Source organism: Micromonospora sp. WMMD734 (genome assembly GCF_049178975.1).
In the GTDB taxonomy this organism is placed as follows: domain Bacteria; phylum Actinomycetota; class Actinomycetes; order Mycobacteriales; family Micromonosporaceae; genus Micromonospora; species Micromonospora wenchangensis.
Window position 1 is genome coordinate 3,051,673 of the sequence record NZ_JBMHMK010000001.1, and the last position, 13,157, is coordinate 3,064,829.

Below are 13,157 nucleotides of genomic sequence, written 5' to 3' on the forward strand. Positions count from 1 at the left end.
GGCGGGCCACAGGGTCTCCGCCAGCTGCTGATCGAGATGGATGCCCTACCGGGCGCGGTCAGAAAGAACGGTCAGGGAGAACGCGGCGGTGCCGGGAGGAGCCGGCCGCGCAGCGGGGTCATCCCACGGCGCAGCCGGGCCCGTGGCGGAAGCCCGCCACACGACCGGCCGCTGTCAGGGCCGGGCCGCCACATCCGCCACAGCGCAGGGCCGCCCGGCTCCAGCAGAATCGGTGACCTCGGCTCGTACCCCAGCGCGGCCAACAGACCCTCCCGGGGACGACCACCCGGCACCTCCGCGTACGCCGGAAGTCCCTCGGCGTCGAGGGCCCGATGGTGGGCGGTCAGCAACGCCCGCACGGTGTCATCGTGGCCGGGACGCGTGGCGAGATGCGCGAGGTAGGCGTGGGGGACGTGCGGGACCACAGCATCGAGATAGGCGTGCCACAGCGCGAACCGGGACGCATACGGGCCGAGGACCCGGTGCAGGTCGTACATCCACGCCGCCGACGGCACGGGCACCTCCAGCCGCCGACGCCACACCGCCACCACCGAACGGTCCCCCGTCGTGTCGACCTGGCCGTGCTCCAGCCCCCACGACAGCAGCAGCCGCGCATACCGGCCCAGCACCTCGGAGCGTTCGGTGGCGTCGGGGACCAACCAGCCGCCGACCGGCCCCGCCGACAACGACTCCGCCACCAGGGGCGACAGCACGTCGAGGTCCCCCTCCGACGCCCGGCACACCACGACCCGCATCACGGCACGTCCCCCGCCCGGCGCTCTCCGCCCTCACCACCGGCCGCCTCGGCGACCGCAGTGGTGGCGGAGCGTTGCCGCGACGCCCACGACACCACGTCGAAGCCGTGCCGGAACGTCACCGCCACATGCAGATTGTCGGGGTCGACCCCGACAATCTGCAGCCAGGTACGCGCTTCCTCAATCAACTGCGGCGGGCCACAGACGTACACGGCCTGACCTGGCTCGTAGTGGTGCAACACCACGCCCAACAGACCACCCGCCGCCACCGGATCGGCATCGTCGTCGGAAGACGCCGACACCACCGTCAACCAGTCGCCGTGCGTCCGCCGCAACCCGTCCAACCCGGCCGCATCCCACAGCTCCGGCAGGTCGCGGGCACCCACCACCAGTGTCACCCGCCGCCGGACCGGCGACGCCGCGAGCTGCTCCACGACCGCCCGCAACGGCGCGAGCCCGGTACCCCCAGCAGCCAGCAGCAGAGCGGCGTCACCGGCCGCCGCCGTCGACAGGCCCACCTCACACGACGGCCCCAACCACAGCAACTCCCCCACCGCCACCCGCCCGACGAACACCGGCGAGACGGCACCACCGGCGATGGTGCGGATGTGGAACTCGACCGTCCCGTCCGGACGCGGCGCGTTCGCCGGAGACAACCACCGCCACCGACCCGGCAACCGAGGCGAACACACCGGCAACGCATCCCCCGGCACGTAATCCAGCCGCCGCACCGGACGCACCGTCACCACCGCGAGGTCCGCACCCGCCGACACCACCGACTCCACCACACCGAACGTCACCTGCGGACCATCGCCCAGCATGCCGGCGGACTGCTCAGCCAGGCGCAACACCCGGAAACAACCCTGCTCCCACACCCGCGCCGACTCCGGCCCCCACGACTCCCCCGCGAACCGCCGCACCGTAGCCACCACCGCCGCCGCGATCACCGTCCCGTGATACGGATACAGACCGAACCGCCGGTACAACCGACCCAACACCACCAGCCCAGCCCGATAAGCAGCAGGATCACCCCCGTGCGCGATCGCCTCCACCAACGTCGAGAAGAACACCGGCGCAAGCCGCTCCGGCAGAAACCGCACACTCCGATCCACCATGTACGACCAGAAGCACTCCGCCGCTCGCTCATGATCAGCGATAGCAGGGGTCAAGGACTGCTCAAGATCAGGCGCGGACATGAACCACTTCCTCCGGTGGATCGTCACGTCCACCCCTCTCGACACCGACATCGGACAACGCCTCCGGGCATCACTGGTCCACATCCTTCGCAATGCGAAGGAGGCGCAGGAACGCCGTCGCCCGGCAACTGCGTCCATGATCATTGACGCGGCACGGACACCGCCACCTGTGATCATTGGGAGGTTTCTTCCCCGCAATTCCCCGTGTCGCGGGGAAGTTACATAGACGGCCCGAATTGCGTACGGTGGTGCAGCACCATCGATGGGAACGGCTGACGGGGAAGGCCGCACATGACCGACGGGAATCCCGAAAGCCTGCGGCAGCAACAAACGCGCCTCGCCGCCGAACTACGGTCAGCGGGAAGAACATGGGTCGAGACCGCCGAGGTCTTCCGCGACAGGTTCCGCCTCAACCCCCGCGTCGCACTGCGCGTCGTGCGCGGATGGAGCCAGGCGAAGGCCGCCGAGGAATGGAACCAGCGCTGGCCCAACGAACCGAAGTCGTTCAAGAGCTTCTCGTACTGGGAGATCTGGCCCGGCAAGGGTGGCTACTCCCCCTCCCAGGACAACCTGGCCCGCCTCGCCGAACTCTACGAATGCAGCGTCGCCGACCTCCTGGCCGACCTACCGAGCTTCCGCCACCTCGACTCCGCCACCGGATCGACCCCCGTCACGCCCGAGGGGGTGAAACCCGGCCTGCAAGGTGAAATCATGGTGCTGAGCGAGGCAGAGATCCTGCTTCGTGACCTGCTCGGTCGACGCCCCGGCGCTGACGCGGACGCCCCGCCACAAGCGGAAACCGCCGGCCTGTACCGCCGACCCGAGGAGGTCAACTTCGCAGAGTTGGCGCAGGTCATCACCATGTGGATGCAACGAGTACCCCACCCCCAGACCCGACGGGACATGCTCGGCAAACTCACCGCCGCACTGGCCGTCGCCGCGACAGCACCACTGACCGACCTCGCAGGCTTCACCGACAGCGCCACCGCCGCACCCACGCTCACCGATCCCGCACGGTTCGAGCCGGCCACCCTCGCGCACTGCGAAGCCATGATGCCCAACCTGCGTAAGCAGGGCGATGTCCTCGGCGCTGCCGCCACCCTGCCCACCGCCCTGGCCTACCGGCGCATCGCCGAACAACAGGCCAAAGCCGCACCCCACGGTCCACACCGCGACCGCGCCATCGCCACCTATGCCGAACTCACCCAACTCGCCGGCTGGCTCTGCTTCAACATGGGCGACTACCACTCCGCACAACGCCTCTACGACGACGCACGCACCGCCGCCCACGACGCCCGCGCCGTCGAACTCGTCACCTACATCCTCTGCACCATGAGCCACCTCGCCACCTGGCAAGGCAAACCCCGCATCGGCATCGACCACGCCGCCGCAGCCTCCGCCTGGGCCGACCAAACCGGCAGCCCCTACGCCCGCGCCTACGCCGCCGATGTAGCCGTCCGCGCCCTCACCGCCGACAACCAAAACCACCAATCCAAACAAGCCCTCGACCGCGAGTACGCCGCCCTACAGGAAGCACTGGCCGACCAGAGCCCCAGCCAGTCCTGGTGGTACTTCTACGACGAGTCGTTCTACTGGAGCACGAGTACTCAGAACGCGTTGAAGTTCGACGGAGTTGATCGAATCATGGCCGCCTCAGAAAAGGCGTTGAGGCTCAGCGACAACGGCAACATTCACGAGCGGTCGTTCCGCCTTCTCTACCGCGCGGATGCCTTCGCGCGTCAGCAGAACATCGGACTGGCCTGCCAAACCACCATCGAAGTAGTGGAACTGACGTCCGTGAACTCGACTCGCCGCATCGAGCAGCGTTTGCAGGAGATGCGCCGAGGGCTCGATCCGTGGAAGCGCACTCGCGCTGTCAAACAGCTCGACCAGGCAATCGCCGCCTACCGGTCGTCAACGCCCGTCAGGTAACGGGAGCGGACGCACGAACATCGCGTACTCCCGGTAGTACGCCCCCGGCCGGCCGGGAATGCTGCCTACCCGCTGCCAGCCCCACCCCTCGTACAGAGCATGGGTTGCCGTGGCAACCGGGTTGGCCGTCAACGTCGCACGCTCCTCACGCCGTCCCCTCAGGAACGCATCGTGCAGGCCGCGCCCGATCCCCCGACCCTGCCACGCCTTGCGTACCTCGATCTCAGCCAGGACCACCGTACGTTCGCCACCCCGCTCGTCGGTGAACCCCTCCTCCGGGGCCGGCTGAAGCCCTGCGAACCAGTCCCGGTCCTGCCGCAGGCTGTACCCGAAGACGAACCCCACCCGCTCATCCCCCGCCCTCGCGGTGACCAGCTCGTAGTTCCGCGCACCCAACGCCGCCGTGGCCCGCCCCCGGAACGCGTCGACCTTGACCGTCGCGTCCTCGCCAGGCACCTGCCCATAGGCATCCGCGTAGACCTGACAAAGCTCGTCCATCAACCCGCCAGCAGCCTCCGCACCAAGGCGGGCGTACGTCACATCGCTCACGCCCACCACCCTATGAACGCCTCATACCCCGCCCCTCCCCGTGCCACGGGGAACTACTCTGTGCAAGTACCGACGACCTTCGCGGCCTCGACCGTCCTGCCGGTTCCTCGGCGGACGTCGCCAAGGCGACGGCTCGAATTGGCAGCCCCCCGCCACCAATACGTAGTCCTGGTAGAGCCGTCCCAGACCGGGGCCGTGGCTGCCGTGGCTGCCGATCGGCCCTCTGGAACTGCACCCCTACGCGAACAATATCCACACAAGGCTTAAGCTGCCTCTTACCTCGATTAGTTTTACACGCTCGCCACCGTTCGCTGAGACCACTCCCGGCCTTCAGAAACGTTTGACCCGCACACCGTCAGGCATTGCCGCCCTTTCCATTTCCACCCTCTTCGACAGATGCACGATGGTGCGTTTCCCACGCAGCGGCGTCAGGTCGATTCCAGGCGCAGGTGCAGCTATCCAAAGATCTTTTAGGTTCGGCAGTTTACTGAGGGGTGCGAGGTCAAGCGCGTGTTCGGTGTTGCCAATATAAAGCCACTGCAGCCTCGCCAGCACCGACAATGGGTTCAAGTCGATAACCGATGTTCCCTCGATGTCAACATCGGTAAGTAGCGGCACTTGCTCAACCGGCGCAAGGTCTGCCACCCATCGGCAGTTCCAAAGGGTCAGCCGAGTGAGGCTCGACTGATTAAGGCTGCCCACAAGACGCTGGAGACCACCAACCGGCTCTACGGAGCCTGTTAGAGACAGCGACGACAGCTTGGTCAACGCGGCAAGAAAATCCGATTCCCACAAGACTGTAGGGCAGATAGCCAGGTCCGCCAACGCCAGGAGATTTGCGAAAAGTTCTCCGGTGATCATGACCCTGGATAGGGTGAGATCGGTCAGGTTTCCGAGGTCGGCTAAGGCGGTCAAGTCTTGATCGGCTGCAAGGTTGGGGAGGTAAAGGCGAGTAAGGCTGGGCAGTCTTTTGAAGACGTCTAGGTCTAATTGTTTGCCGCCCATTCCAAGATTGATCACCTGCAGGCTGACGTGCCGCGCAAGGCGGTCGAGGCTTCCTGTGAATCCTGAGGGCAAAAGCAGCTCTGCCAGATGGGGCACATCATCCAACAGGCTAAGGTCAACTTTTTGGTTGCTCCAGAACTTCGCCCTGTTCAGGTGCCGAAGCCGAGGAAGCGCTGAAAGCAGGGTTGTGCTCCGGATCATCGCATCGCCGTTTTCCAGGGGCGCGTCGGCGAGAACTTGGTCGGCGTAGTCGTATGGGTCGAAGTATTCCCAGGCGGCGATGAGTTGCTGTTGAACGCGGGGACGAGAATCAGTGCAGTATCGATTGAGGACAGTCAACGCACCGGGCCCGTTGACCAGGGCAGCTGCCTGGATAACAGCTCTAGCCTGAGCATCGCTTAGGGAGTTTAGGTTGGCGGGCAACTCGGAGAGCAGCGGTTCTCCGACCGCGGCCAGGGAACGAGCTTCGCCGACGGACCGAGGCAGCATCCCGCGTAGATGCGACCGAATCTCAGCGAGGATCTCCGGCGCGACCGCAGGGGCGGTTTCCAAGCAGGCTGCGGCGAGCAGCCGCAGCCTGCGGGCCTTCTTCGGTCGCTCGGCGGCGAGGGTGAGTAGACCGGCCAAGAGTTGGGTGCGAACGGGTGCGTTGGCGTGGCCGGCGACCAGGATGATGGTTTCGCGCCAGGTGTCGAGGTGGGCATGTTCGAGGAGTGCGCCGGTATGCCCCTGGTCTGCGGCTTCTCGTGCGGCCAAGTATTCCTGAAAGGTTCGGTGGACGAAGTCGATGCGGCCGGGGACCGGCTCGCGGAGGACGCCGCTGCGTTGGATCATGTGGTTGAGGACTGCGGTCGCCGGTGCCGTGATGTGCCGGATCCCCGCCAGCCGATTGGCGAACCGCTGTTCAGCTTCGTCACGGGTGAGTTCAGTGCGGCTGTTCTGGGTCATCCACCAGGCGACTTCCTGCAAGAGTTGGGCTTGGTCGCGGCTGGTGAGGTCGGGTAGGTCGGTGGCGACTCCGCGTTGGTAGTCGCGGCGGTGTAGCAGCATGTCGATGGCGGCCTGGTAGATGTCCATCCGGTTGCGGGGCAGGTTGCTGTCGCGGTCAAGGTTGAGTGCGCACAGCATCGCGCACAGCAGGGGACTGCCAGCCAGGTTCTGCAGGTGAGCGCTGCCGTCGAGTTGGGCGAGTAACCGCTGTTCATAGCCGGAGAGCTGTTGTGGTTGACAAGGCAGGTCCCCGGCCCTGCGGACAGCCTCGTGCCAGTGCCGGATGAGGGCTTTGACGTCGGATGGTCCCATTCGTTCCAGGAAGACCGAGGTGAACCCCTCGTCGTTGAGCCAGCGGGCGGATGCAGCGGCCGGACGGGAAGTGACAACGACTCGCAGGTCGGGGTAGATGGTGAGCAAGCCGCGTAGCCAGTCCCGGACCGCTCGGCGTTGGGCTTCGGGCACCTCGTCAACACCGTCGATACACAGGATGGCTCCCGCATCGAGTTGACGATGAACCCACCCGGCGGGCATGAGCCCAGCGATGACGGCGGCGATCAGGTCGAGGAAGCGCTCCGGGGCCGGCAGCGGCTGGGTGACATGGTCGCGCAGCCGGATCAGGAACGGAGTCCGCCCGTTCCAACTATCGAGTTCACCGGTGAACCCATGCCGAGCGGCGGTGACCGCGATCCACTGCATCAGGGTGGTCTTGCCGGAACCGGCATCACCGCGCAGCAAGACCCGGGCAGCGTCGCCAAGGGCCTGCTCAGCACGGACCGATGCGCTTTCCGCGCCCCCGTCAGCGCGGAGCTGACCGGGGTTCCAGCGGAACCCTCCTCGACGAAAGCCGCGAATGTTGGAGCCGGTGACGGTGAGGCTGATGTAGGCAATGCTCAGCGGGGTTCGCAGACGGTAGCGGTGCACGTCGACACCGAACAGCTCCAGATAGTCCAGTACGGCGAGCAGGTGGGCCAGGTACCGGCTCCGAAACTGGAGGTCATGGGTGGTGCCGGTCGGGGCGTCGAGGCTGGTGACCGGCAACCGGGCCAGGACTTCGGCGAGGCCGTCGGCAACTGTGGTCAGTCGTTCCAGAACCTGGACGGTGGCGCGTGCCTGGAACGGGCCGAGCTGCACGACCAGTTGGGTCAGGCAGATGCAGCACTCGTCGAGGAGCCTCCGGTACAGATGGGCCGCAGCCTCGCTCAGTCCGGCCCGTTCGGGCGCATCGGGTAGTTGCCGGCGAAGCCGGGTGGCCAGCAGGACAGGATCGACATCGTCGGCGAACACTGCGGCGTCGGACAGGTCGGCAGTCCGCAAGGTGTCGGTTACTGCGTCCAGGGTGGCAGTAATCTCGTTGTCCGGTAGCGCCTGCTTGCGGCGTTGGACCAGCAACTGGAGTCGTTCGTAGACGGTGTCGGTGATGTCATCCAACCGCCGGCCCGCCCGGCGTACGCCCAGGTCGTCGGCGATCCCCGCGCCGATCAGCTCGATCAGCGGCGTCTCGCGTTCCCGCTTGTCACGACGGCGTCCCAACCACCGCCGCACCGCTGGTGATACCACCGCGCCTGCCGTCCGCAGCAGCGCTGCCTCCACCACACCCACGCCGTTCCTCCCATAGCCACCCGTCCTGCTTCAACCCATCCATGCCTGGGCATCTCACGGGTCGTCGCTGAGGCTCGGCTGGCTCAGCACACGCCGATGTTTTGCTGGGAGCGGCGGGAAGGTGCATCGCCTGTGGACGTTGATGTGTGCGGGGCTGCTGCGGTGTGAAGGCAGAGCGGACTTCAGGCACGGTAGGCCCAGCTGCGGATGCTGGCGGGCGGCGCCGGCCGGCGGGCAAGGCCCGTGCGAAGGCGCGGCCTGCTGCGGCCGGATGGGGTAGTCCGAATGCATCCGGTCAGGGTACGAACGCGGACCGCGATCCCGCTGTCCGGATCATGACGGTCCGGTTGTCACGGCTGTCGGTTCCGGCTGATCGGTGGACCGTGCGAGCACGATCCAGTCCAGGGCGTCCTGCTCACCCGTCAGAGGACGTCCGGAAGCTGCGCCGGTGAACGCAGGCTGGCTAAGGTCGCGCGGCTTAGCGGATGCCGGCGTGGCTAGTGCCCGACCCCGCGGCGTGACCCGTCATGCCCTGACCGATGCCGGCTTCGTCGACACCGGCCCGGCCGCCGACCGACTCATCGGCGACCACAGCACCTGCTACCCACCATCGGACCCCCGCACCGTGTTCGAGCCGCTGCACCCCGACCGGCTCGGTGAAGACCTCATCGCGCTGTCCACCCCCGGCCACGACAGCAGCACTCGGCTGGGGCGTGACTGGACCCCTGAGGCGATCGTCGCCCTGCTCACCAGCAACACGACACCACCAGCCTGGACCAGGTCCGCGATCACCGTGCTCGTCGAGGCCACGCACCGCTGGCCACACCTGGCCACCACCGTGCTCTACCCGCTCATCTGGTCACATCCACAACTCGCGATCGCGGCAGGCGGTGCAACTCTGACCCGTCTGGCTAGCATCCCCAGCATCGACCCGACGATGCTGGAGGCCCTCGAACCTCTACTTCCGACCGATCGGCACATCGGTCTCGACATCGCCGCCGCTATCACCGACACACTCACCCACCATCACTTCACCCGCACCAACGACCCCGCCCAGCGAGCCAGGCTGCACGCCAACCACGCCTGGCGCCTCAAAAATGCCGGTCAACGGCAACAGGCGTACGGAAGGGTGCATGGGTCTGCCCAGACACATCGAAGGTCCGGGCCAACGGCGGAACGTGCTCGGTGCTCGGGTGCTGGTACTACGTCGCGAACTACTGGGCCGAGTTCAGCGGCGATGGTATCTATGGCTACAACGGCACCACGTTGGGGAGCACCGAGTTCTTCATCGAGGTGAAGTTCAGCGGAGGCTCGTCCACGTCGAAGCCCTTCCAGTTCGAGTCGACGCGTGGCACCAAGCAGGTCCGGGCATCCGGTGAGCGGCTGTACTTCAGCACCGCCCACCCTGAGGGCTACCCGGTCAGCGGAGGCTCGACCTATCAAATGTGGAGCGGTGGCCCACATGGGCCGGCGCACTGGTGACCGGCTTCGGCTCCGGCGGCTACACCGCCTATGAGGGCAACGTCGCTCACGCCGGGGTCGCCCACCATTCGACTGGACGGACCCGTCCAGCTCGTACCCGGGCCGCTGGTACACCTTCATCAAGAGCCCGAAGTTCCACCGCAACTCCGCCGGAGCATACAACCTGGACGACCCGCCGCAGCTGGGCAGCGCCTGGTACGGCTCCAGCTGGAGCCCTTCCTGATACATCCGAGGCGAGATCGATCTGAAAAGCCTCTCACGGGGTCGAGGGCCGCGTGATCCAAGAGTGATCACGCGGCGCTCGATCCGCTTCCCGGCCCGAGCCCGCACGAGTCGGGTAGCTTCCACTCATGGAGGACTCCCGCCGCCGAACGAACGCCTTCTACCTACCTGAGGAGATGCGCGACAGCAAAATTGCGCCTCAACAGGTCATGTCTGCCCCTCGCCCAGGGTTCGGCACTGTCTATATTCATAAGGGTCGTGGCCTAGATCGGCGGATTGTGTGGGCCGCGAAATGGGTAGACGAAATGCCTGACGGCCAATCTGCGGGTGTCGAGGAATTCGAAGGCACCCGGGACGAGGTTCTGAGGTGGGCAAGGTCGCGTCCGGCAGCGCTCCTCGTTGTGCCGGTAGAAAGGGAACCTTACTGGATTCCGGCACCCGAGAACGATGACGAGATCGATCTCTGATTTCGGTCTGACTGTGTACGCGGGTTGGTGTAGGTCCGGCGCGGGACGTCCTTCCCTGCTGCGCGTAGGGCATTGACCTCGGCATGAGGTCCTCCCTTGCGTCGGTGATACCCCGCGCCGACAACGACACTGTGGCGATCGAGGATGACGCAGCCGACAGGCGGGTCGGACTGGTGGTGCCCAGACCGAACGACGACAGCGTGATCGCGTGCCGCTTCGTAGCCAACTCAAAGCGGACGCAATCAGGATGCCTCCTTGAGTTTCATCGAGGGTAGGTACGGACGCGGAAGCTACTGGTGCCCGCGAGTGGCAGTGCCACGTCGACCGAGGCCGTCGAGGACTTGCCGTCACGAGCACGGCGTCACCGACCTCCTCGCCGGACTGCCGAGGTTCCGCCACCTCGACGCCGCCACCGGATCGACCCTCACCCCCAGCGGATCGATGGTTTGGTTATGGTCGGCGACGGAGGGTTCGCACGGCTATGTGGGGTGGTGTTGTGGCGAGAACGGTACAGATCCGTATCTACACCGTCCGGGCGGGGCTGCTGGACGAGTGGGTGGACAAGTGGCAGCGCCTGGTTGTACCGCTGCGGCTCGATCTCGGTTTCGGTATCCACGGTTCCTGGAAGGACGCCGCGCGCAGTCAGCACATCTGGGTGATCTCCCATGACGGGCCCGAGTCGTTCGAGGAGGCCAATGCCGCTTACTGGGCCTCGGATCGCCGTAAGGCGATGGGGTTGGACCCGGGCGACTACCTGGTGGATGAGGAAACCCGGGAGGTCGAGCAGACGCTATGAGTCCCCGCTGCCCGGAAGCAGGTGGGTTCGCCGCTCGTCGTCGGTAAGCGCGCGGAACACTCGGGTACGGGCTCGGGTGGTCAGCTCGTCCGGGTCGACGGAGTCGGCCCATACACGGGCGGTGCCGTCGGCCGAGCCGGTGACGACATGTCGCCCGTCGGGTAGCCATGCCAGGCTGGCCACGCCGTCGCGGTGGACACCGATCACCTCACCCTGATTGTCGTTGACGTCCCAGACCTGGACGGTACGGTCGTCGGAGCCGGAGGCCAGCCGTTGGCCGTCCGGTGCCCAGGCCACCGCGCGGACCCGCTTCTCATGGCCGCTGAGCACGAGGGGAAGGTCGGTGCCGGTGAGGTCCCAGACGCGGATGGTCCAGTCGGCGGAGCAGGTGGCGAGTCGGTGTTCGTCCGGTGCCCAGCTGAGTCCGTCGACGTAGTTCTGGTGCCCGGAATGGACGGTGCTGTCGCCGGGGTGTTCGATATCCCAGACACGCACGGTCCGGTCGTCGGAGCCGGATGCGAGATAGCGACCGCTCGGTGACCATGCCAGGGCGCTCACCCAGTCGGCGTGGCCGCGCAGCACGCCTGCGGAGCTGCGGGTGTGGATGTCCCACACCCGCACGGAGTTGTCCTTGCAGCCGGCCGCCAACCGCGATCCGTCCGGGGACCAGGCCAGCGACTCGGCCTCGCCGTCGAGGCGTACGTCGTCGTCGGTGCCGATCAGGTGAACTGCACCGTCGCGCAGGGCGACGGCCAGTGTGTCAGCCGTCGGTGAGCATGCCAGTGCCACCACCGGCTCGGACCAGCTCGACACCACGGCGGTGCCGTCCGGCTGCCAGACCCGCACGGTACCGTCGGCACCCCCGGTGACGATCCGCGCCGTGCGGTCGAGCGCCAGGGCGGTGACCGGCCCCTCGTGGCCGGTGAGCAACCGCTGTTCGGCCCCGCGTGGCTGGATCGTCCATATCCGGGCGGTGCCGTCACCCGAGCCGCTGGCCACCCGTCGCCCGTCGGGCGATAGGGCGACGGACCAGAGTCCGGCGACGGCAACGCCGATGGATTGTTTGGTGGTGAGTGGCTTCGTCACCCGGCCGAGTCTGCTCGCGGCGGGCAGGCCGGTGGATGGGCCGTTTAGGGCCTGTGTCGAAGTCGGTCACAGCCACTCGTTGATGGCCGCAATCTGCACGGTGGCCTCGTAGCGCACGGCGAGTTTGTCGAAGCGGGTCGCAACGGCCCGGTTGCGCTTCAGGCGGTTGATCCCGCACTCCACGGCATGGCGCTGCTTGTACCGCTCGGGGTCGAAGGCCGGTGGCCGGCCACCCTCGGAGCCGAGTTTGCGCCGGTTCGCGTCCTGGTCAGCCTTGGACGGGATGGTTGCGGCGATCCCGCGTCGGCGCAGGTAGCGGCGGTTGGATCGGGACGTGTATGCCTTGTCCGCCAGGACCCGGTCCGGGCGAGTCCGAGGCCGGCCCGTGGCCAGCCGGGGCACCCGGATGCCGTCGAGCACCGGGATGAACTGCGGGCTGTCCCCGCGCTGCCCGGCGGTCAACACGATCGACAGCGGCTTCTGCCCGTGCTCGCAGGCCAGATGCAGCTTGGTCGTCAGCCCACCGCGTGACCGCCCCAAGGCGTGATCGTCCGGCTCGGTGGTGACGCCACCAGGCGGTTCGGCCTGTCGATCCCCCTTTTACGCGCACCGGCGGCATGCTGGTGCGCCCGGGCGGACGACGAGTCGACCGACACATCCCACGTGATGCGCCCAGCCGCGTCGGCCATCGCCTGCAACGTGGTCAGGATCTTCGCCCAGGTTTCGTCGCGCTGCCAGCGGCGAAACACCGCGTACGCCGCCGCCCAGGACCCGTAGCACTCCGGCACGTCCCGCCACGGGGCACCGACTCGGATCCGCCACCGGATCCCGTCAACGAGCTGGCGCTTCGTCCATGTCGGCGGCCGTCCCGGCCTACGCCCCACGGGCAACACCGGCTCAAGCGCCGCCCACTGCGCGTCGGTCAGGTCGTGCCGCCTCGTCACCGCTACAGTGGCCACGAGGTCTCCGTGCTGATGGTCTTCTTCGTCGATGAACCATCTACCGGAGACCTCGCTACGTACCGATCACCGACGCGCCGGGTTCTCATCACCCCGCTACCGCCGAATTCGACCCA

General features: G+C 66.9%; 8 protein-coding genes and 2 pseudogenes. 3 read left to right on the plus strand and 7 right to left on the minus strand.

Annotated features, from left to right (window positions below):
- Positions 1-71: 71 nt before the first annotated feature.
- Positions 72-755, minus strand: a complete 684-nt coding sequence (locus tag ACN267_RS12905) for an N-acetyltransferase (RefSeq protein ID WP_421488774.1) — start codon at positions 753-755, stop codon at positions 72-74.
- Positions 755-2,089 (minus strand): FAD-binding oxidoreductase, encoded by a 1,335-nt coding sequence (locus ACN267_RS12910; protein ID WP_421488775.1) that lies wholly within the window; start codon positions 2,087-2,089, stop codon positions 755-757. Before ACN267_RS12910 ends, ACN267_RS12905 begins: the two co-directional genes overlap by 1 nt.
- 153 nt (positions 2,090-2,242) lie before the next feature.
- On the opposite strand from ACN267_RS12910, the gene ACN267_RS12915 reads away from it, so the two are divergent.
- A complete protein-coding gene (locus ACN267_RS12915; RefSeq protein WP_421488776.1) occupies positions 2,243-3,883 on the plus strand; it encodes a hypothetical protein in 1,641 nt (546 codons plus the stop codon).
- On the opposite strand, the gene ACN267_RS12920 is transcribed toward ACN267_RS12915, so the two are convergent.
- Positions 3,866-4,432: a GNAT family N-acetyltransferase gene (locus ACN267_RS12920; protein ID WP_421488777.1), complete on the minus strand. Its 567-nt coding sequence runs from the start codon at positions 4,430-4,432 to the stop codon at positions 3,866-3,868. The genes ACN267_RS12915 and ACN267_RS12920 overlap by 18 nt on opposite strands.
- A 330-nt stretch (positions 4,433-4,762) precedes the next feature.
- Positions 4,763-8,029: an NACHT domain-containing protein gene (locus tag ACN267_RS12925; protein WP_421488778.1), complete on the minus strand. Its 3,267-nt coding sequence runs from the start codon at positions 8,027-8,029 to the stop codon at positions 4,763-4,765.
- Positions 8,030-9,861: 1,832 nt separating this feature from the next.
- Here ACN267_RS12925 and ACN267_RS12930 point away from each other — a divergent pair.
- Positions 9,862-10,200 (plus strand): hypothetical protein, encoded by a 339-nt coding sequence (locus ACN267_RS12930; protein ID WP_421488779.1) that lies wholly within the window; start codon positions 9,862-9,864, stop codon positions 10,198-10,200.
- On the opposite strand, the pseudogene ACN267_RS12935 reads toward ACN267_RS12930, so the two are convergent.
- Positions 10,155-10,376 (minus strand): annotated as a pseudogene (locus tag ACN267_RS12935) (hypothetical protein); the annotation flags it as partial. The gene ACN267_RS12930 and the pseudogene ACN267_RS12935 sit on opposite strands and share 46 nt — an antisense overlap.
- Positions 10,377-10,696: 320 nt before the next feature.
- Here ACN267_RS12935 and ACN267_RS12940 point away from each other — a divergent pair.
- Complete coding sequence (locus ACN267_RS12940; RefSeq protein WP_421488780.1) at positions 10,697-10,996, plus strand: NIPSNAP family containing protein; 300 nt, start codon at positions 10,697-10,699, stop codon at positions 10,994-10,996.
- On the opposite strand, the pseudogene ACN267_RS12945 reads toward ACN267_RS12940, so the two are convergent.
- Positions 10,991-12,028, minus strand: a pseudogene (locus ACN267_RS12945) (WD40 repeat domain-containing protein); the annotation flags it as partial. The gene ACN267_RS12940 and the pseudogene ACN267_RS12945 overlap by 6 nt on opposite strands.
- A gap of 120 nt (positions 12,029-12,148) precedes the next feature.
- Positions 12,149-13,026, minus strand: a protein-coding gene (locus tag ACN267_RS12950; protein ID WP_421490416.1) for an IS5 family transposase whose coding sequence is annotated in 2 segments (ribosomal slippage) — positions 12,149-12,636 and positions 12,636-13,026 — 879 coding nt in all. Because the reading frame shifts where the segments join, the coding sequence is not laid out codon by codon here.
- Between the last annotated feature and the right edge of the window lie 131 nt (positions 13,027-13,157).

What these genes read in the sequence shown, in the direction of transcription:
- ACN267_RS12930 (WP_421488779.1), top strand. Translation starts at nt 9,862, where the DNA reads ATGGAGGACTCCCGCCGCCGAACGAACGCCTTCTACCTACCTGAGGAG.
- ACN267_RS12910 (WP_421488775.1), bottom strand. Translation starts at nt 2,089, where the DNA reads ATGGACGCAGTTGCCGGGCGACGGCGTTCCTGCGCCTCCTTCGCATTG.
- ACN267_RS12905 (WP_421488774.1), bottom strand. Translation starts at nt 755, where the DNA reads ATGCGGGTCGTGGTGTGCCGGGCGTCGGAGGGGGACCTCGACGTGCTG.
- ACN267_RS12915 (WP_421488776.1), top strand. Translation starts at nt 2,243, where the DNA reads ATGACCGACGGGAATCCCGAAAGCCTGCGGCAGCAACAAACGCGCCTC.